General features: G+C 43.7%; 17 protein-coding genes, 1 tRNA gene and 1 riboswitch. Of the genes, 8 read left to right on the forward strand and 10 right to left on the reverse strand.

Features of this window, described 5'->3' with window-relative positions; translation table 11 throughout:
* Window positions 1–281: 281 nt before the first annotated feature.
* From moaE to moaA, 5 genes are all read right to left on the reverse strand, one after another.
* On the reverse strand, window positions 282–737 hold the full coding sequence (gene moaE, locus BTO10_RS17085) for a molybdopterin synthase catalytic subunit MoaE (protein ID WP_004737347.1): 456 nt from the start codon (window positions 735–737) through the stop codon (window positions 282–284).
* Between the two features lie 2 nt (window positions 738–739).
* A complete protein-coding gene (gene moaD, locus BTO10_RS17090; protein ID WP_004737346.1) occupies window positions 740–985 on the reverse strand; it encodes a molybdopterin synthase sulfur carrier subunit in 246 nt (81 codons plus the stop codon).
* Window positions 982–1,461 (reverse strand): cyclic pyranopterin monophosphate synthase MoaC, encoded by a 480-nt coding sequence (gene moaC, locus BTO10_RS17095; protein ID WP_004737345.1) that lies wholly within the window; start codon window positions 1,459–1,461, stop codon window positions 982–984. Before moaC ends, moaD begins: the two co-directional genes overlap by 4 nt.
* 12 nt (window positions 1,462–1,473) lie before the next feature.
* Window positions 1,474–1,986: a molybdenum cofactor biosynthesis protein B gene (moaB, locus tag BTO10_RS17100; RefSeq protein ID WP_004737344.1), complete on the reverse strand. Its 513-nt coding sequence runs from the start codon at window positions 1,984–1,986 to the stop codon at window positions 1,474–1,476.
* An 85-nt stretch (window positions 1,987–2,071) separates the two neighbouring features.
* The gene (moaA, locus tag BTO10_RS17105) at window positions 2,072–3,061 is read right to left on the reverse strand and encodes a GTP 3',8-cyclase MoaA (RefSeq protein ID WP_105025327.1); all 990 of its coding nucleotides are present in this window, start codon (window positions 3,059–3,061) and stop codon (window positions 2,072–2,074) included.
* A riboswitch (molybdenum cofactor riboswitch) is annotated at window positions 3,050–3,202 on the reverse strand. Its footprint overlaps the gene before it by 12 nt.
* A gap of 195 nt (window positions 3,203–3,397) precedes the next feature.
* Between moaA and BTO10_RS17110 the strand changes: the two genes are divergently transcribed.
* On the forward strand, window positions 3,398–4,285 hold the full coding sequence (locus tag BTO10_RS17110; RefSeq protein ID WP_105025328.1) for a YvcK family protein: 888 nt from the start codon (window positions 3,398–3,400) through the stop codon (window positions 4,283–4,285).
* 80 nt (window positions 4,286–4,365) lie between these two features.
* On the opposite strand, the gene luxU is transcribed toward BTO10_RS17110, so the two are convergent.
* The 3 genes from luxU to uvrB all read right to left on the reverse strand — a co-directional run bounded on the left by luxU (window position 4,366) and on the right by uvrB (window position 8,442).
* Window positions 4,366–4,710, reverse strand: a complete 345-nt coding sequence (gene luxU, locus BTO10_RS17115) for a quorum-sensing phosphorelay protein LuxU (protein ID WP_004737341.1) — start codon at window positions 4,708–4,710, stop codon at window positions 4,366–4,368.
* 23 nt (window positions 4,711–4,733) lie between these two features.
* Window positions 4,734–6,122 carry a quorum-sensing sigma-54 dependent transcriptional regulator LuxO gene (luxO, locus tag BTO10_RS17120; RefSeq protein ID WP_105025329.1) on the reverse strand — a complete coding sequence of 463 codons (1,389 nt, stop codon included), beginning with the start codon at window positions 6,120–6,122 and terminating at the stop codon, window positions 4,734–4,736.
* A 289-nt stretch (window positions 6,123–6,411) separates the two neighbouring features.
* Window positions 6,412–8,442 (reverse strand): excinuclease ABC subunit UvrB, encoded by a 2,031-nt coding sequence (uvrB, locus tag BTO10_RS17125; protein ID WP_105025330.1) that lies wholly within the window; start codon window positions 8,440–8,442, stop codon window positions 6,412–6,414.
* Between the two features lie 510 nt (window positions 8,443–8,952).
* Here uvrB and BTO10_RS17130 point away from each other — a divergent pair.
* A tRNA-Asn gene (locus tag BTO10_RS17130) sits at window positions 8,953–9,028 on the forward strand.
* Between the two features lie 1,718 nt (window positions 9,029–10,746).
* Here the strand turns inward: BTO10_RS17130 and BTO10_RS17145 are convergent.
* Window positions 10,747–11,127, reverse strand: a complete 381-nt coding sequence (locus tag BTO10_RS17145; RefSeq protein ID WP_258099302.1) for a hypothetical protein — start codon at window positions 11,125–11,127, stop codon at window positions 10,747–10,749.
* 130 nt (window positions 11,128–11,257) lie between these two features.
* Window positions 11,258–12,070, reverse strand: coding sequence for a winged helix-turn-helix domain-containing protein (locus BTO10_RS17150; protein ID WP_105025332.1), 813 nt, complete (start codon window positions 12,068–12,070; stop codon window positions 11,258–11,260).
* An 827-nt stretch (window positions 12,071–12,897) separates the two neighbouring features.
* Here BTO10_RS17150 and rsxA point away from each other — a divergent pair.
* Genes rsxA through BTO10_RS17180 form a run of 6 tightly spaced genes read left to right on the forward strand, consistent with a single transcriptional unit; the run spans window position 12,898 to window position 19,145 of the window.
* Window positions 12,898–13,476 carry an electron transport complex subunit RsxA gene (rsxA, locus tag BTO10_RS17155; RefSeq protein ID WP_004737335.1) on the forward strand — a complete coding sequence of 193 codons (579 nt, stop codon included), beginning with the start codon at window positions 12,898–12,900 and terminating at the stop codon, window positions 13,474–13,476.
* A 2-nt stretch (window positions 13,477–13,478) separates the two neighbouring features.
* A complete protein-coding gene (rsxB, locus tag BTO10_RS17160) occupies window positions 13,479–14,072 on the forward strand; it encodes an electron transport complex subunit RsxB (RefSeq protein ID WP_004734040.1) in 594 nt (197 codons plus the stop codon).
* Window positions 14,073–14,079: 7 nt separating this feature from the next.
* The gene (gene rsxC / locus BTO10_RS17165) at window positions 14,080–16,764 is read left to right on the forward strand and encodes an electron transport complex subunit RsxC (protein WP_105025333.1); all 2,685 of its coding nucleotides are present in this window, start codon (window positions 14,080–14,082) and stop codon (window positions 16,762–16,764) included.
* Window positions 16,764–17,810, forward strand: a complete 1,047-nt coding sequence (gene rsxD, locus BTO10_RS17170; RefSeq protein WP_105025334.1) for an electron transport complex subunit RsxD — start codon at window positions 16,764–16,766, stop codon at window positions 17,808–17,810. The genes rsxC and rsxD overlap by 1 nt, the downstream gene beginning before the upstream one ends.
* Window positions 17,811–17,823: 13 nt before the next feature.
* Window positions 17,824–18,453 (forward strand): electron transport complex subunit RsxG, encoded by a 630-nt coding sequence (gene rsxG, locus BTO10_RS17175; RefSeq protein ID WP_105025335.1) that lies wholly within the window; start codon window positions 17,824–17,826, stop codon window positions 18,451–18,453.
* Window positions 18,453–19,145 (forward strand): electron transport complex subunit E, encoded by a 693-nt coding sequence (locus tag BTO10_RS17180; protein WP_105025336.1) that lies wholly within the window; start codon window positions 18,453–18,455, stop codon window positions 19,143–19,145. The genes rsxG and BTO10_RS17180 overlap by 1 nt, the downstream gene beginning before the upstream one ends.
* Window positions 19,146–19,252: the final 107 nt, after the last annotated feature.

Below are 19,252 nucleotides of genomic sequence, written 5' to 3' on the forward strand. Positions count from 1 at the left end.
CATCCATCAAACAAAAAAAACAAACCACACTTACAATCAATCATAAAAATGTACATATTTTGTGATAAAAATCACCAAACTAAGTCGCAATCTACTCGTCTATGAAACCACCTCACCAATGTATTAAAATTCAAAAAATTCTTTCTTTTGAATTTTAAAGCACGAATGAGGGATAAATAACACTTGTTTTTATTTACAAACTTATTTTTAGGAACAAAAAAGCCAACCTCACGGTTGGCCTTGATCTTAAAAATCTCTTGACAAAACTTACTACTGAGAAATTACTTCTCCCAACGCTCCGCCGCTTTCGCATCAGAGTCACGGGAATCAACCCAACGAGTTGTTTCTGTGGTGCGTTCTTTTTTCCAAAACGGTGCTTTCGTTTTTAAGAAGTCCATAACAAACTCACAGGCTTCAAATGCAGCACCACGGTGTGCACTGGATACACCGACGTAAACAATCTGGTCGCCGATATCTAAGTCACCAACACGGTGGATAACACGCATCTTCTGAATAGGCCAGCGAGCCTCAGCTTGGTCACAGATCTCGCTCAGTGATTTTTCTGTCATACCCGGATAGTGCTCCAATGACAAACCAATCACATTGTCGCCAAGGTTCATGTCGCGAACTTTACCAACAAAGGTCACTACAGCGCCCGCAGAGGTTCCTTCAGAGAGAAACGCGTACTCATCAGCAACAGAGAAGTCCTCAGAAGTCACTACTACTCTTGAATCCATCACTAGCCTCCAGTTACAGGTGGGAAGAATGCCACTTCGTCACCGTCTTTCACTTCAGTCGTCAGAGGCACAATTGATTGATTAAGAGCAGCCAGAAGCTTGCCCTCTTCCAATGCGATATCCCATTTGCCTTCTTGCGTAACAAGGTGGCTACGAATCGCCTCAATCGTCTTAAACTGCGCATCCACTTCAACGCTGTCTACACCAACAAGTTCACGAGTTTGTGCAAAGAAAAGTACTGTAATCATGATTCCACCTTAAAGTGACCTGATTTACCACCTGTCTTCTCTAGCAGGCGTACATTCTCGATAACAATGTCTTTCTGAACAGCTTTACACATATCGTAAATGGTCAACGCAGCAACTGAAGCAGCCGTTAGCGCTTCCATTTCTACGCCCGTCTTGCCTGCAAGCTTACAAACAGATTCAATGCGAACCTTGTTTTCAGACTCGATAGCTTCAAGCTGCACTTCTACTTTCGTTAATAGTAGAGGGTGACAAAGTGGAATTAGATCCCACGTCTTCTTAGCCGCTTGAATACCTGCAATACGTGCCGTAGCGAAAACATCACCCTTGTGGTGGCTACCAGAGACAATCAGTTGCAGCGTTTCTGCAGACATTTGAACAAATGCTTCAGCTCTTGCTTCCCGTACCGTTTCAGCCTTAGCCGATACATCGACCATGTTCGCTTCGCCAGACGCGTTAATGTGTGTAAATTGGCTCATGCTAAAACCGCCTTATACAGAAAGGTGTGGCATGAAGTTACAAGGGCGGTGGCTAGCATCCATTTGTTGCTTGATGATCTTAGTCCAACCTGTACGACAAGCGCCTGTAGAGCCCGGCATTGCAAAGATAACCGTATGGTTCGCAAAGCCCGCAATTGCGCGAGATTGAATTGTTGAGGTGCCGATCTCTTCGTAAGACACTTGACGGAATAACTCACCAAAGCCTTCTACTTCTTTGTCGAACAATGGCTTAAGCGCTTCAGGAGTGCTGTCACGAGAAGTGAAACCAGTACCGCCAGTGATCATGATCGCTTGTACGCTTTCATCAGCGATCCACTTTGATACGATCGCACGGATCTTGTACATATCATCGATAACGATTTGCTTATCAACCACATTGTGGCCTGCTTCTTTAGCATTCTCAGCTAAGTAACCACCTGACGTATCGTTTTCTTCTGTACGTGTATCTGAAACCGTTAGTACTGCAATGTTTGCTGCTTGAAATTTGCTTTCTGCGTGACCCATTTGTTCACCTATATAAATTTTTCATTAGACTGATTCGCTCAGCCTAAATAAGCTGAGCGATAAAATACGTTTGAGTGTATGCGGGTTAACCGCCGATTGACGCCAAGTTTGGAGTCATACCGCTGTTGCCATCATGTAAGAAGTGGCTAACGGACTTGGTTTGTAGCTGAGCCTGTATTCGATCGATGAGCTCTTGCTCTTGTTGATCTTCTTGAATCAAATCTCTCAGTTCAACACCGTGATCGCCAAACAGACATAGGTGGAGCTTACCGTTCGCAGAAACGCGCAATCGGTTACAACTCTCACAAAAGTCTTTCTCGTAAGGCATGATCAAACCAATTTCACCCTTATAGTCTGGGTGAACAAACACTTGTGCAGGGCCATCATTAACGGCTCTCACTTTCAATAACCAACCATTAGCAATAAGCTGGTTACGAATCGCGACACCTGACACATGGTGCTTATCAAACAACTCGTCCATCTCGCCGGTTTTCATCAGCTCAATAAAACGCAGTTGAATCGGTTTGTCTTTGATCCAATTAAGGAAGGCAGGTAACTCTTGGCTATTGAGGTCTTTCATCAATACGACGTTTACTTTGACTTGTTCAAAGCCAACCTCAAACGCTTTATCAATGCCTCGCATTACCTCAGTAAACTTATTCTCACCAGTGATCTGATGGAACATGCGCGGATCTAAGCTATCTACGCTTACGTTAATGTGAGTTAAACCAGCATCACGCCACTGCCCTACTTGTTTCTCCATCCGGTAGCCGTTAGTTGTCGTAGCAACTTTTTTGATACCGGGAGTGTTGGCAACGGTTTGAATAATTTCGGGGAAGTCTTTACGCAGGCTCGGCTCACCGCCTGTAATGCGGATCTTTGAGGTGCCACAATCTGCAAACGCTTTAACGACACGTTTGATCTCGGGAACACTTAAAAAAGACGAGTTTTTTTGCCCTGACGGTTTATAACCATCCGGCAAGCAGTAAGTACATTTAAAGTTACAGACGTCTGTAACCGACAAGCGCAAGTAATAAAACTTGCGATGGAATCTATCTTCGAATTGTTGCGCCACGGAACACCTTTCCAAACACGGGAGGCATAATCATTTCCAATTAAGCCCTTGTGACAACATGTCACTGGCTCTTAATGCGTATCGGTACAGCAAATACCACTGTGCGACTTAGCATGCGAGAGCTCGGAGTTATGGCAACTGCACGTTATATTCGAACGCGCAGTAGCTGAGTAATAAAATACTTAATATTTGTACGTGAATCTAGCTCTGATGACAAAAAACGAGTCACATCGGCAAAAAAAAACGTGTCAAACGCTCAAAATAACTCTTGTTGAGTATCTGGCGAGAAGCATTTAACCTAAATTATAGTTGGTAACCCTCTAACAAGAATAAAAAATGAACATTTACACTTCAAAGAAAGTGGTCGCAATCGGTGGTGGCCATGGCTTAGGTCGTATGCTGGCCGCATTAAAGGATTTTGGTAGTAACGCAACCGGTATTGTTGCTACAACAGACAACGGTGGTTCCACCGGACGCATTCGAGATTGCCAAGGCGGCATTGCATGGGGTGATACCCGAAACTGTATCAATCAGTTGATCACAGAGCCGTCAATTAGCTCTATGATGTTTGAATATCGTTTTCGTGGACAAGGCGAACTCGATGGCCATAACTTGGGCAACCTAATGCTAACCGCGTTAGACAACCTTTCCGTTCGCCCGCTAGAAGCAATTAACCTAATTCGCAATATGTTGAAGGTCGATGTCAATATTGTCCCAATGACTGAGCATCCGTCAGACCTTACCGCCCTATCTATGGATGGGCGCTGGGTAACAGGCGAAACCAATGTCGATGACATGACAGAGAAACTACGCATGATGGATCTGTCGCCAGAAGTACCTGCTACAAAAGAAGCGGTGGCGGCTGTAGAACAAGCAGACTGCATCGTGCTTGGGCCAGGCAGCTTTTTGACCAGTGTGATGCCACCACTTCTGCTGCCAGAAATTGGTAAAGCGATTTCCGACAATACCCATGCTAAGCTCATCTTCGTCGAAAACTTATCACCAGAACACGGCCCAGCGGGTAAAATGACACTTGAGGAGCAACTTGAGTGGTGTGAACGTACCTGCAAAGCACGCAAGATAGATATTGTTCTTGGTAATGAACCACATCCCGAACTTGAAGGGCAATGGAACTGTGTCACCACAGATCTTGCGTCTGCGAATCGAGATTGGCGTCATGATCGCGTGAAATTACAACAAGCGATTGAAGCTCAACTGGCTTAAAGCAATAAGTTCAGCTTAAGCAACAAATACAAAAAAGGAGCACAATGCTCCTTTTTTAGTTTCTGTGGTCGTTCTCTGCGTTAAAGATCCGTCATCAATTGCTGGTACTCAGTGTACGTTGAAAGCAGCAGTGACTGCATATCTTCAAAATCGCCATCAGTAATTGGAAGTGACTGTTTTACTTTGCTATCTAAACCAATAGCGAAGCTACACAGAGAGTCAGCACCAAAGCTCGCAGCACTGCTCTTTAGAGCATGGCTGATATCCGCTAAATACTTTGAAGTATCTGACTCCTTATTGATCTCTAGGTGCTCATAATAGCCTTTCAACTCACCTAAAAAGATCTCCAGTAACACCGGAACATTCTCTTGCCCTATTTCACCGGCAAGCTCATCAACTTTTTGCTGATTCAATACTTTAGTCATTGCTATGTCTTATCGTTTGGTGATTACTGTTTTGCGTTCCACGCTTGCAACTTACGGTAGATAGTCGATGGACTCACATCCAAGAAACCGGCCGCTCGCGGAATATTACCATCACACGCTTTAATGGCCTGTTCAATAGCCGTTTTTTCAGTGACCCACAGTGGGAAAATATCTTTCACCGTAATGTCTTCACTCTGCTTCTCTTTCAAGCGTAGGCTATTTTCAATCGGTTGATTCAACGGTGGTGGCAGCATGTTAAGCGTTATCTCTTTGCCGTTGTTCAATACCACGACATTTCGCAATACGTTTTGCAGCTGACGAACGTTACCCGGCCACTCATATTGATTAAAACGATCCAGCACTTCCTGAGCAAAACGCACAAACGCTTTACCCTCTTCCACTGACATGTAACCTAGCAGTGAGTATGCAATCTCGATGACATCTTCACCACGTTCACGCAATGGCGGCAAGTGCAAAGGAATTACATACAAACGATAGTATAAATCTTCTCTAAAGCGCCCTTCTTGTACTTCTTTCCATGGGTCACGGTTGGTCGCACAAACAAAGCGAACATCCACGCTCTTCATCTTCGAAGAACCCACTTTTTGGAAGGTACCTGTCTGGATAAAGCGTAAAAGCTTGGTTTGTAACTCAAGGTCCATTTCACAGAGCTCATCAAGGAACAAGGTGCCACCGTCAGCCAGTTCAGCAGCACCTTGACGATCTGTTGCCGCCCCCGTAAATGCCCCTTTCACGTGACCAAACAGTTCACTTTCAATCAAGTCCTTGGGAATCGCAGCACAGTTAATTGCAATAAACGGCTTATCACCACGCTTACTCGCAGCGTGAATAGCTTCTGCACACACCTCTTTACCAGTACCACTTTCACCAGTAATGAAAATACTCGCTTTACTTGATGCGGCAGAATCAATAGTTCGATACACCTGCTGCATGGTTTGGCTACTACCGATGAAACCTTGATAGTTTTGGTTTCCAGGGTGCTCTGAACTGTTCTTTAATTTCGTCGCTTTACGTATTGCGTTATTGACCGTAATACGTAGACGGTCGGCTTCACACGGTTTGATAAGGAAGTCTTGAGAACCATGACGCATCGCTTCAACTGCGGTATCAATCGAACCGTGAGCTGTCATGAAGATAACAGGCACCTCTGGGTACTTTTGTTTAACCGCAAATAGCACGTCCATCCCCGTCATATCAGGTAGACGTAGATCTAATAAAATCAGGTCAGGGATTCGATGATTCAAACTCTCAATTGCATCGCGGCCAGTGCCTACAATGTTGATATCAATTTCGAGCGGTGTAAGATACGAGCGGTACAAAGCTGCTACCGAGGCGGTATCCTCTACCATCAACAAATACTTTGATTTGTTATCTAGCGTTTTTGATTGCATATCCTAGCCATTTATAATTTGCATTTCTTATTATAGTCGCATTCCGCTTTGCATTATGCAAATTGGCCACAATATTTGTATTGTATTTCTATACCAACTTCAAACAATCAATATCTTATCTATATGGCATGAAGGATGCAGTCGTTTAGATGACCTTCGGGTCACCTAGCCAACTGACGTTGTTAGTGGACTTAGTGTTCACAAACGTAAGCCAGTAGAACAATTCCTACTGGCTGTTTTTTTGTCTAGAGCACCATCAAAAGGAAGGTTTGACTAATATCGTCGAAGTTTAGCTATTGGTAATGAACTGCTTTCTCAGCTGCTCAATTTCATCACGTTTCTGCGCCGCCAACTCAAACTCCAAGTTTTGAGCATGTTGGTACATCGCCGCTTCCAGCTTACTGATCTCTTTATCGAGTTGTTGTGGCGTCAGCACAGCATAGCTCTGTGAAGGCTCTGCTACCTTAGACAATGGCACCTGTTTAGATTGGCGCTGTTGCTTCGACTTAGTGATATCACCCAACTCCATGATATCTTTAATGTTGCGCTTCAGAGCTTGTGGCGTAATGCCTTGCTCTTCGTTATAAGCCTGCTGCTTCTCTCGACGTCGCTCTGTTTCATCAATCGCCTTTTTCATCGATTTAGTGATTGAGTCACCGTATAAGATCGCCTTACCTTCAAGGTTACGAGCTGCGCGACCGATCGTTTGGATCAGAGAGCGTTCAGAACGCAAGAAACCTTCCTTGTCAGCATCCAGAATCGCCACCAGCGATACCTCAGGCATATCCAAGCCCTCACGAAGTAAGTTAATACCCACTAACACATCAAACTCGCCCAAACGGAGATCTCGAATAATCTCTACACGCTCAACGGTGTCGATATCTGAGTGTAAGTAACGCACTTTCACACCGTGTTCTGTGAGATATTCAGTTAGGTCTTCTGCCATTCTCTTAGTTAACGTCGTCACCAATACACGCTCATCTTTTTCTGAACGCATTCTGATTTCAGACAACAAGTCATCCACCTGAGTCGCTACTGGCCTTACTTCAATAATCGGGTCTAACAGGCCCGTTGGACGAACAACCTGATCAGCAACCTCACCATCGGACTTTTCAAGCTCGTAATTACCTGGCGTTGCTGAAACAAAAATCGTTTGTGGGGCAATCGATTCAAATTCATCGAACTTCATTGGTCGGTTGTCTAGCGCAGAAGGCAGACGGAAACCAAATTCAACCAAGGTCTCCTTACGAGAGCGGTCACCTTTATACATCGCGCCGATTTGCGGCACGGTAACATGTGATTCATCGATGATCAGCAGACCATCAGCAGGCAGATAGTCGAATAATGTTGGAGGCGCTTCACCTTCAGCACGACCACTCAAGTAACGTGAGTAGTTTTCAATGCCCGAGCAGAAACCAAGCTCTGTCATCATCTCGATATCAAATTGGGTTCTTTGCGAGATGCGCTGCTCTTCGAGAAGTTTGTTATTGTCTTTGAGGTATTGGGCTCGATCTCGCAGTTCATCCTTGATGTTCTCGATCGCTTCAAGGATTTTTTCTCTCGGTGTCACGTAGTGAGTCTTTGGATAAACCGTAAAGCGTGGCAAATCTCTTTGTTTAATTGCGCCAGTTAGCGGGTCGAAGATACTGATACAGTCGACTTCATCATCAAACATCTCGATTCGTACTGCATCTTGGTCCGATTCAGCCGGGAAGATATCAATCACTTCACCACGAACACGGAACTGACCACGCTCAAACGCAACATCGTTTCTAGAATATTGAAGTTCGGCCAAACGACGCAAGATATCGCGCTGATCCATGATCTCGCCACGGCTCAAGTGAAGCATCATTTTCAAATAAGACTTAGGATCACCCAGACCATAGATAGCGGAAACAGACGCAACGATAATGGCGTCCTTTCTTTCTAATAGGGCCTTAGTCGCCGAGAGCCTCATTTGTTCAATATGAGCGTTTACAGACGCATCTTTCTCAATAAATGTATCCGTGGTTGGAACATAGGCTTCTGGTTGGTAGTAGTCATAGTAAGATACGAAATACTCGACGGCGTTATTCGGGAAGAAAGACTTCATCTCACCATACAGTTGAGCAGCCAACGTCTTATTCGGCGCTAATAGGATTGCTGGTCTTTGAGATTGGGAAATGACGTTAGCAAGCGTAAAGGTTTTACCCGACCCCGTTACCCCTAATAGAGTTTGATGTGCCAGACCAGAATCCAGTCCATCTAGTAATTGGGTAATCGCAGTTGGCTGGTCACCGGACGGACTGTAGTCCGATACCAAATCAAAAAGTTTACTCATAGATCGCCATTTCCATACTGTTTTTTTAATCAGGTCATTGTCACTCTAGGAGGAGTGTCGATGCAACTATTATCTGGAGAAATGCATCTTAAGATTAGAGATCAGTTATAGCTTTTAATCTTAGAACTTGGTATTATCCGTGCCCCTGCAAAGTTTCCTCAGCTAAATTACTCGAATTTTAATCCACTACTTTTCCCCAAAAAAACCTAAAAATACCGCTTGTTTTACTGTTCCCTTTGTAATCAAGAAAAGTTATACAATCGTAATAAATTGCAAACCATCCTTTAAATACATCAAGTTAGATCAATTTTTTACATTTTCAGATTTATCCCGGCTATTGTTGTTAAAGTTTCACACACACACTTATCCACAATTTTGGTGGATAACTAAAGCAAAGCCAAATCCAACAAGGCATTCAAGAAAGTAAAGTTATTTATCTAATTTTTTTCTACTATTTTTTGTTGACAGAAAATAGGACTCTTATTAAAATTCGCGTCACTAACAAGCAATTCCCCCTTAGTTCAGTTGGTAGAACGGCGGACTGTTAATCCGTATGTCGCAGGTTCGAGTCCCGCAGGGGGAGCCAAATATAAAGAAGCCGCATCACTTGATGCGGCTTTTTGCGTTTTAAAGCGACTGGTTTGTACCAAACCAATGTCTCAGAGCTGGCCGCCCGCGTTCTAGTCCCGACAAGGGGAACCAAATTTAAAGAAGCCGCATCACTTGATGCGGCTTTTTACGTTTTAAAGCGACTGGTTTGTACCAAACCAATGTCTCAGCCAAAAAATTGGACTTTGCTATGCCCTGTGCCTAGTGCAAATCAAAAAAGCCACGAACGAGTTCGTGGCTTACTTAATTTTGAGACTACAGGTTAACCGAAAAATAATCGGTACACTGCAGAGTCCATTTGTGTTGTATTCCAGGTGACGAGCAATCGTATCCATTAGCACAGCTGCTACGTTATCATCACCGGCTTTATCGCCTTTGCTATAGGTGTTGATCTGATGCTTCGATGAATCGTGGTGATGGCTACCACTTCTCTCTCGATACCAAATCCAACCAACCTAATCGTCAACTCTTGATTCTTAAATAAATCGCAAACGACTAAATCCACAATTAATTATAATCAAATATATTTTTTTGACACATATTCCTAATTAATATTACAAACGTAATTCATTATTTAACGACGATGATTCACATGAAAATTTAAAATCCATTTATTTAGGTTCTTCGTCCTTAAACCTTCGATAACAATGAGAAATAAGCCGGCCTTGTTCAGTCCTGAATGAAAGGCCTGAGTGTCCTATATTAATTCTCTTTCGCCACACTAACAGGTCTTCAAGTGAATAGACCTTTTCTATTTGAATTTGTATTTTTTCAAAATATCCGTCAAAGTTCATAATTCAATATCTTACTAAAGCCAAAAACTGTTCCAACTAGTTTTTAATAATTCAGGCATTTATAAAAACTAAATTTCAACGCATCATGAATCTCAAAAATTCAGTCAACCATTAACTGCTCAACCGATAATTGAGTAAATTCTTTTATATTGTAATAAGCCATTTTTATATGGCTTTTATTTTTACGATAGTGGCACCAGGCAAGACTATACGATTAATCGAACTCTCACTTCACCACTGCCGAACCCACTCTAATGGTTGACTATTTACAATAAACCAAATCGGTCAAATAGTACTGACAATCAAGTAATTTCAAGAAAAATCAATATTTAGAATATGTTCATCTATAAATTAGAGCCAGCTCCAGTCAGAAAATTCAAAGTTATTGCTCACGATAATGGAAAGCCCGCTTTCGCCGGCTGGTAGCCCGACCCTTAGGTATATAGGTTGTTAGGCTCATGTGGCGAATTGTCTTAATGAAGTAAGAAAAGTCGTGACCATGAGTACAAGTAATACAGATACGATATGCCATGTAGAGCAACCCTCTCCGATTTCGCTCCCAATACTTGATTGATGAGCACTTCGTTAAATACAACCATAGAGGTATCATCAAAACCGGACAATTTGCCAATAACTCTGGTCTTTTATTTGGATTGGCACCATCAAAAAAAGCACCCAGACAACGAACCAGCATATAAAAATGATAATTTATCATCTTGGGGTTCAGGGAGAGATGATCTCCGCAGTTCGCAACGTGAAAGTGATAAGTACTTGTAAAACTGATATGAAGTATTTAACCATGGTAATGCACCTCTTAAAAACTGAGATGCATCCTCCCATAATGAGACAATTGATAGTAATAAAATAAGTCTAAAAAAAATATCAAATCACAATAAAAAGCTTAATAGACACCATAAATATCTTCGATTGGTAAAGGCTCCATTTTTACAGCGACCATTTTCTTTACAGGGCTATTTGAGATGATAAGCATATATTGATTCGGTAGCTCTTCAAGTATTTGAACCGACTTAAAGAACGACAACTTATTTCGTGCTTTTACATACCTATCATAAACAAGCATGTCATCATCAAGCTCAAAATCAATGTCTCCATGGTCAACGCGTTCTTCACGTAAGCTTACATTAAATAGGCCATCACTCTTGCGAATGAATTTTCCTTTTGTGTAAATATCTAGGGTGTTATTGAGTCCAGCTTCTTTTATAACCGTAACCGCCTCAAAATTATCCTCACTGATCACGACGTCCATGTTCTCTGTGGCCATATAGTCACCATCTACTGTCATATAAAGGGTGGTAGAGTTGACCAAAACATTATTTTTCGAACGTAGGCTATGTGTAATAGAAGCAAACATTATGCAAAGACAAAAAAGAAGAAAGTAAATGCTTTTATTTTTAGTAAACATAACGACTAAGCTCCGCGTTAACCATACCAACGAGATCATCCGTAGACTGAGGAGATTCAAACAAAACCACTAAATTGACAGGTGGTGCCAGTGGCTTGAGGATGACAATAGATAAGCTTTCTTGAGAGTGGGCAAGGATCAATCGGCTTAACCTACCTTGTTTAACTTCTTCAGAAACCAGAGGAGTAACGCCTTTTGCGACTACTTTGGCCTCTTCTTCATTATCGCTGTAGACTGTTAACGCTTCGCTAGAAAACATTTTGGTTAGTGGGAGCCAACTCGTTAAATTAGGCTCTTTTGTAGCAAACACCAATGGAAACAATGCCGCAATCACAATGAATACGAGGCCCAATGCAATATAGATTTGATTACGTCCGCATGTATGTTGTGTGTTTTTGTCGGTGCTGTCTTCAAAACTCCCAGCCTTACCACTCGGGTCCCCGGTTAATGAGTGGTCTTGGCTATCTAATTGACTATCACTCTCTTCGAGCCACGACACCGCCTCACTTTCTAGTTTATAACCAACCTTAGCGACCGTTTTCAGATACTTTTGTTGCTTCCCATCATCCTCGATCAACGTACGTATCGCGCTAATCGATTGTGTAAGTGACCCTTCCGAAACGTGCTTTCCTGGCCAAGCTCTATTCAACAAATCTTCTTTTGTCTTAATTTTCCCAGCGTTTTCACACAACATTAGAATCACAAGATGATCATGATAGCCGATGCGCTTTTCTTCATTTTTGAGTAAATCAGTCACTAACGGGTGGTCTAAGTGAATTAACCAATTATTTAATTTGTACATAAATTAGCCTTGAAGCTGAATAACCATAATATTTATACAAATATAATTTTCATGGATAAATATTGGATTCATTTAAAACAATTTTTGATATGTCACTTGATTCATTAAACCATTTGTCACTAACCGAACGTTAACAGGATTAATTAAATGGTTATTTAAAAAGACAAAATAAGTAACTTTTTTGTAAAAGCAACTATATATAAAAAATGCATCGCCATGAAACAAAAAAAACTAAAATACATATATTCCAAACTTGACAACTATTTCATAAAAAAAAGAGAGTGAATTTCACTCAATTATTAGTAAATATTACAATTTAATTCACAAATTGACTTATAATGACAGTAAATGTATTTTGATTTTTTCTCTTACCGGAAAAAACCTATGCCTAGACGTTCGCTAAAAATCTGAATTACAACAAACTAATCTGCGCAGATTAAGTTTTTGCTTACGTGAGACTCATTTGGGGCAAATGATGGGACTCTTATCCCAATCCTCAATGATAAAATGGTTTCCTAAAACTGATACGTACATTTGTTCAGCAAGAGAACGTCTCCTAGGCCTGTTAGTAGGTACGTTTGAAAGTAACCTCGTTAAAATTGTCAATTTCCTGCCCACCAAAATGACGTAAAGAAGCCCAGCCCCATCCTTGACATGCGTGTCATTTTTACGCTTCGGAACAACTAATTTGTTGTGATGAGATCTGCTATCCTCTTATTAAGCGTATAAATTTCCATCAGACATACAAAACCACACCGTTCACTGGTTGTTATTAGGTGAGCAAAGCAGGATAATATCGGGATCGGAATCTCAAGAATTAATCCATTATGACCGAATACCTTTTGTTGTTGGTTGGCACTGTGCTGGTCAATAACTTTGTGCTAGTGAAGTTTTTAGGGCTATGTCCTTTCATGGGAGTCTCCAAGAAACTGGAGACTGCGATTGGCATGGGCCTCGCGACGACTTTCGTTCTAACGTTAGCGTCGGTCTCTGCATACCTAGTAGAAACCTACATCCTTACCCCTCTGGGTATTGAATACCTGCGTACCATGAGTTTCATCTTGGTTATCGCAGTCGTGGTTCAATTTACGGAAATGGTGGTTCACAAAACCAGCCCGACTCTTTATCGCCTATTGGGTATCTTCCTACCCCTTATCACCACAAACTGTGCGGTATTAGGCGTGGCACTCTTGAACATCAATGAAAACCACAACTTCATTCAGTCGATCGTTTATGGCTTCGGCGCGGCGGTAGGTTTCTCCCTTGTTCTGATCCTATTTGCTGCAATGCGTGAACGTATTGCGGTTGCTGATGTTCCAATGCCATTTAAAGGCGCATCGATAGCGATGATCACAGCAGGCCTAATGTCTCTGGCATTTATGGGCTTTACTGGGTTGGTGAAATAAGCATGAGTACCATTTTAATTGCGATCATTGCGTTAGCTGTTTTAGCCGCTGTTTTTGGCGCTATTTTGGGCTTCGCCTCTATTCGCTTCAAAGTAGAAGCCGATCCTATCGTCGATCAAATCGATACCATTTTACCGCAAACTCAATGTGGCCAGTGTGGCTATCCAGGTTGTCGCCCATACGCAGAGGCGATTGCTAACGGAGACAAGATCAATAAATGTCCTCCTGGGGGCCAAGCAACCATTGAGAAGCTAGCAGACTTAATGGGCGTAGAAGTCGAAGACTCCGCTCACGACTTAGATAACAAAGTAAAAACTGTTGCCTTCATTCATGAAGATATGTGTATCGGCTGTACTAAATGTATCCAAGCCTGCCCTGTCGACGCCATAGTTGGTGGTACTAAGGCACTACACACAGTAATTAAAGATGAATGTACTGGTTGTGATCTTTGCGTCGCGCCGTGCCCTACTGACTGTATTGAAATGATTCCAGTGGCAACAACGACTGAAAATTGGAAATGGCAGATGAACATCATTCCTGTTACGGATATCACTAACCAAGCAACTGATGCGACCGCGTCAGAGCCTAAGGCATAGGGTTAGTATGATCTCTTTAATTGAACAAATTCGCACGGGCTCTATTTGGACCTTCCCAGGCGGCGTGCATCCTGCTGAAAACAAGAAACAGTCCAATACCACTGATATCGTTCATGCAAGGCTTCCAGAAGAAATCGTCCTTCCGGTCAAACAGCACATCGGTAAGCCTGGTAACTTATTGGTTGCCGCCGGTGACACCGTACTGAAAGGCCAACAACTAACGGCTCTAGATACTGGTTTTACATTGCCGGTACATGCACCTACATCAGGTTTGATTACTGCTATCGAACCAAGAACTACCGCTCACCCTTCAGGCTTGAGTGAACTCAGTGTGGTCATTAAACCTGATGGCTTAGACGCTTGGATTGAAAGAAATCCCGTTGAAGACTTTTCAACGAAAACTTCAGACGAGCTGCTTGATGTGATCCGCCAAGCCGGTATTTCAGGTATGGGTGGTGCGGGATTCCCTACTGCGAAAAAGCTCCAGTCAGGCCTAGGTCGTACTGATATTCTGATCGTCAATGCTGCTGAGTGTGAACCTTACATCACATCAGATGACAAGTTGCTTCAAGAGCATGCCGAAGAAGTGTTAAAAGGCATTGAGATAGTTGAACACATCCTCCAACCAAAACTGACCGTTATCGGCATTGAAGACAACAAGCCTGCGGCAATCAAAGCACTTGAGGTTGCCGCGAAAGACAAAGACATCGTCATTCGCGTGATCCCAACTAAATACCCTTCTGGTGGTGAGAAACAGCTCATCAAGATCCTCACCAATAAAGAGGTACCTGCTGGCGGCATCCCTGCTGACATTGGTGTACTAGTTCAGAACGTTGGCTCTCTCTACTCAATTAAGAGAGCAGTAATCGACGGTGAACCCGTAGTTAACCGCGTCGTGACTTTAACCGGTAAGACTTTTAAGCAACCTCGCAACGTTTGGGCACTATTAGGTACACCTGTACACGAACTGCTTGACGAGTTCGGCTATAAAGCCGATAAAAAGCTGCCGCGTTTGATTTTGGGTGGCCCGATGATGGGCTTTACCTTGCCACATGCCAATGTGCCGATCACTAAAACATCGAACTGTATTTTAGCGCCAACACGTCGTGAGATTGCACCAAGCACTTACGAGATGGAGTGCATTCGATGCAGTGCTTGTGCCGAAGCTTGTCCTGCCTCTCTACTGCCTCAACAGCTGCAATGGCACGCGAAAGCCAATGAGCTAGACAAGTGTGAAGAGTTAAATATTAAAGACTGTATTGAATGCGGTGCTTGTGCATTTGTTTGCCCAAGTGAAATCCCTCTTGTTCAATACTATCGCCAAGCAAAAGCTGAAATCAAAACTCGTAAAGATGAAGCCGCTGCTGCAGAGCGCGCCAAGATTCGCTTTGAAGAGAAGAACGCTCGTATGGAGCGTGATAAAGCAGAGCGTGAAAACCGCTTTAAGAAAGCTGCAGATAACCGCCGTAAAGATATGAAAACATCTGGCGGTGATGATGCTATTGCTGCTGCTATTGCTCGTGTTAAAGCGCAAAAAGCTGCTGCGGAGCAGGCTCCAAATGAAGAGCCAGCAGTAAAACCTGCGGTTGCTGCCGCTATTGCAAAGGCAAAAGCGAAACAAGCTGCAGCTCTGAAGGAAAACGGCGCTGAACCTGACAACTCTGAAATGTCGAAACTGCGCGAAGAGCGTAAACGACAAGCTAGAGAGCGCAAAGCTCAACAAGCTTCTGCAGAAACTCAAGCCGACAACTCTGGTGAGGGCAAGAAAGACGCAGTTGCTGCCGCTATTGCTCGCGCCAAAGCGAAGAAAGCACAACAAGCTGAATCTGCTTCTGAAGCTTCAACTGAAAGCTCTGGTGACGCTAAGAAAGATGCTGTTGCTGCCGCTATCGCTCGTGCTAAAGCGAAAAAAGCTCAACAAGCTGAATCTGCTGCTGAAGTTCCTGCTAAAAGCTCTGGCGACGCTAAGAAAGATGCCGTTGCTGCCGCAATAGCTCGAGCTAAAGCCAAGAAGGCTCAACAAGCAGAATCGGCTTCTGAAGCTCCTGCTGAAAGCTCTGGTGACGCTAAGAAAGATGCTGTTGCTGCCGTAATAGCTCGCGCTAAAGCGAAGAAAGCTCAACAAGCGGAAGCTGCTTCTGAAGCTCCGGCTGAAAGCTCTGGTGACGCTAAGAAAGACGCAGTAGCGGCCGCAATAGCTCGCGCTAAAGCGAAGAAAGGACAGCAAGCGCAACAGGCTAAGACAGAAGAAACGCCGGAACCCGCAATTGAAGTTGAAATTGAAACTCAACAAGAGTCAATCGATCCAAAAAAAGCAGCTGTAGCTGCCGCTATTGCGCGCGCTAAGGCGAAGAAAGCCCAGCAAGCGACACCAGCTGAGACAGTTGAAACTCCTGAGCCAGTACTCGAAGTAGTAGCTGAAACTCAACCAGAAGCTATCGATGATAAGAAAGCCGCTGTAGCTGCCGCTATTGCTCGCGCTAAGGCTAAGAAAGCACAGCAAGCTAAACAGGTTGAAGCACAAAAAATCGCTCCTGAACCTGTAATCGAAAAAGAGACTGAAGTGGTAGCTGAGGCTCAACCACAGCCAGTCGATCCAAAGAAAGCAGCCGTTGCTGCCGCTATTGCTCGTGCTAAAGCAAGAAAAGCACAGCAAGAGCTAGATAAAAAGAACAATGAGGAGAAAGAGTAGTGGCCTTCTTTATTGCCAGCTCACCGCACGCGCACAGTCGTAGAAGCACGCCAGATCTCATGAAATGGGTAGCTATTTGTGCATTGCCAGGTCTACTAGCTCAAACCTACTTCTTTGGATGGGGTACCCTCATCCAGTTAGTATTTGCTATTGCACTTGCTGTTGTCTTTGAAGCAGCCGTAATGCTGTTAAGAAAACGTCCGCCAGTGATGGCGCTGCGTGATTACAGTGCTGTTGTAACCGCTTGGCTACTGAGCGTCGCCATTCCTCCACACTCTCCGTGGTGGATCCTCGTCATTGGTATGTTCTTCGCTATTATTATCGCGAAACACTTGTACGGCGGCCTAGGACAGAACCCATTTAACCCTGCGATGGTTGCTTACGTTGTTTTGCTGATTTCGTTCCCAGTTCAAATGACGAGTTGGAATGCACCCGCGAGCCTGACCGCAGAAGCAACAAGCTTTATTGACTCATTCTTGATGATATTCACGGGCTTCAATAACGAAGGTTTGTCTCTGCAACAAGCACGCCTTGGTATTGATGGCACGACAATGGCGACGCCACTTGATGCATTCAAAACGGCATTAACGGCAGGTAATACGGCTTCAGAAGCACTATCTCAACCGCAATTCAGCTGGTTAGCTGGCGTAGGCTGGGAGTGGGTAAACCTTGCTTACTTAATAGGCGGTTTAGTGCTGATTAAGCAACGTGTTATTCAATGGTATATCCCAGTGGCTTTCATCGGCAGTCTGACTCTGTTTAGCTTAGTATTCTTAGTGCTTACTCCTGGTGAAACCGCTTCTCCAACCATTCACCTTCTGTCTGGCGCAACTATGCTTGGCGCATTCTTTATTGCAACCGACCCAGTTTCGGCTTCGACGACAGTTAAAGGTCGCTTGGTGTTTGGTGCGCTAATTGGTGCGTTAGTGTTTATTATCCGCAGTTGGGGTGGCTTCCCTGATGGCGTTGCGTTTGCTGTATTGTTAGCCAACATGTGTGTTCCACTAATTGACTACTACACCAAGCCTCGTACATACGGCCACTAAAGGAGCGGATATCATGCTAAATGCTATTAAGAAAAACGGCCTTGTGCTCGCGATTTTTGCCTGTGCATCGACAGGTTTAGTGGCGGTAACCCACTACCTAACAAAAGATCAGATCAAACAGCAAGAACAAGCCCAGCTGTTATCTGTACTGAACCAAGTGATCCCACACGATCTTCACGACAACGAACTGTTTTCGTCTTGTACATTGGTTCAGGCTGAAGAACTTGGTACAGAGAAAGCAATGCCCGCTTACATCGCCAAAATCAATGGTGAGCCAAGCGCGATTGCTATCGAGGCAATTGCACCAGACGGTTATAACGGTGCGATTAAGGTGATCGTCGGCATGAAAATCGACGGTACCATTTTAGGTACTCGTGTACTTTCTCATCAAGAAACTCCAGGCTTGGGTGATAAGATTGATCTACGTGTGAGTGATTGGATTCTTTCTTTTGCCGGTAAACAAGTAACGGACTCTAATCTTGACCGTTGGAAGGTTCGTAAAGACGGTGGTGACTTCGACCAATTTACTGGCGCGACCATTACCCCAAGAGCGGTAGTGAAATCTGTCAAACAAGCGGTTCAATACGTTAACCAAAACAACCAAGCATTGCTTTCTCAACCTCTAAATTGTGGTGGTGAATAATGAGTGATCATAAAACATTAATCAAAAATGGCATGTGGGCCAACAACCCTGCCCTAGTACAACTGCTTGGGTTATGTCCGCTATTGGCTGTATCTTCAACGGTAACCAACGCACTTGGGCTCGGTATTGCGACTCTACTTGTATTAGTCGGTTCGAATGTTGCTGTTTCTCTGGTTCGTAACCACGTGCCAAAAGAGGTACGTATTCCGGTGTTCGTGATGATCATTGCATCACTGGTAACGTGTGTTCAGCTACTGATGAATGCTTACGCTTATGGTCTGTACCTGTCTCTCGGTATCTTCATCCCGCTGATCGTAACCAACTGTATCATCATTGGTCGGGCAGAAGCCTTCGCTTCTAAAAATGAAATATTACCTGCCGCTCAAGATGGCTTCTGGATGGGGCTTGGTATGACATCAGTATTGGTGGTACTGGGCGCAATGCGTGAAATCATTGGTAATGGCACCCTATTTGATGGCGCAGATCTGCTACTCGGAGATTGGGCATCAGCCTTAAGAATCGAAATTTTCCAATTTGATAACAGCTTCTTGCTGGCTCTACTTCCACCAGGTGCCTTTATTGGTGTTGGTTTCTTGATTGCATTGAAAAATATCATCGATCATCAAGCAAAATCGAAACAACCAAAACCAGAAAAACCTGTTATTGAGCGTGCCCGCGTGACCAACGCTTAACGACAAAAATCTGCTGAGTTGCTCAACCGCTCGGCAGAAAACAGATATAACAAATACACATAACAATGACGCTCATAAGAGCGCGTAACCGATGATACGGCCTGAGT

It is taken from the genome of Vibrio chagasii (genome assembly GCF_002954585.1).
Lineage (GTDB): Bacteria > Pseudomonadota > Gammaproteobacteria > Enterobacterales > Vibrionaceae > Vibrio > Vibrio chagasii_A.

Coding starts and splice junctions, on each gene's coding strand:
- moaC (WP_004737345.1), bottom strand. CDS start 1,461: ATGAGCCAATTTACACACATTAACGCGTCTGGCGAAGCGAACATGGTC.
- BTO10_RS17145 (WP_258099302.1), bottom strand. CDS start 11,127: ATGGCCACAGAGAACATGGACGTCGTGATCAGTGAGGATAATTTTGAG.
- luxU (WP_004737341.1), bottom strand. CDS start 4,710: ATGACTAAAGTATTGAATCAGCAAAAAGTTGATGAGCTTGCCGGTGAA.
- rsxB (WP_004734040.1), top strand. CDS start 13,479: ATGAGTACCATTTTAATTGCGATCATTGCGTTAGCTGTTTTAGCCGCT.
- uvrB (WP_105025330.1), bottom strand. CDS start 8,442: ATGAGTAAACTTTTTGATTTGGTATCGGACTACAGTCCGTCCGGTGAC.
- luxO (WP_105025329.1), bottom strand. CDS start 6,122: ATGCAATCAAAAACGCTAGATAACAAATCAAAGTATTTGTTGATGGTA.
- rsxA (WP_004737335.1), top strand. CDS start 12,898: ATGACCGAATACCTTTTGTTGTTGGTTGGCACTGTGCTGGTCAATAAC.
- BTO10_RS17150 (WP_105025332.1), bottom strand. CDS start 12,070: ATGTACAAATTAAATAATTGGTTAATTCACTTAGACCACCCGTTAGTG.
- moaB (WP_004737344.1), bottom strand. CDS start 1,986: ATGGGTCACGCAGAAAGCAAATTTCAAGCAGCAAACATTGCAGTACTA.
- moaD (WP_004737346.1), bottom strand. CDS start 985: ATGATTACAGTACTTTTCTTTGCACAAACTCGTGAACTTGTTGGTGTA.
- moaE (WP_004737347.1), bottom strand. CDS start 737: ATGGATTCAAGAGTAGTAGTGACTTCTGAGGACTTCTCTGTTGCTGAT.
- BTO10_RS17180 (WP_105025336.1), top strand. CDS start 18,453: ATGAGTGATCATAAAACATTAATCAAAAATGGCATGTGGGCCAACAAC.
- rsxC (WP_105025333.1), top strand. CDS start 14,080: ATGATCTCTTTAATTGAACAAATTCGCACGGGCTCTATTTGGACCTTC.
- rsxG (WP_105025335.1), top strand. CDS start 17,824: ATGCTAAATGCTATTAAGAAAAACGGCCTTGTGCTCGCGATTTTTGCC.
- BTO10_RS17110 (WP_105025328.1), top strand. CDS start 3,398: ATGAACATTTACACTTCAAAGAAAGTGGTCGCAATCGGTGGTGGCCAT.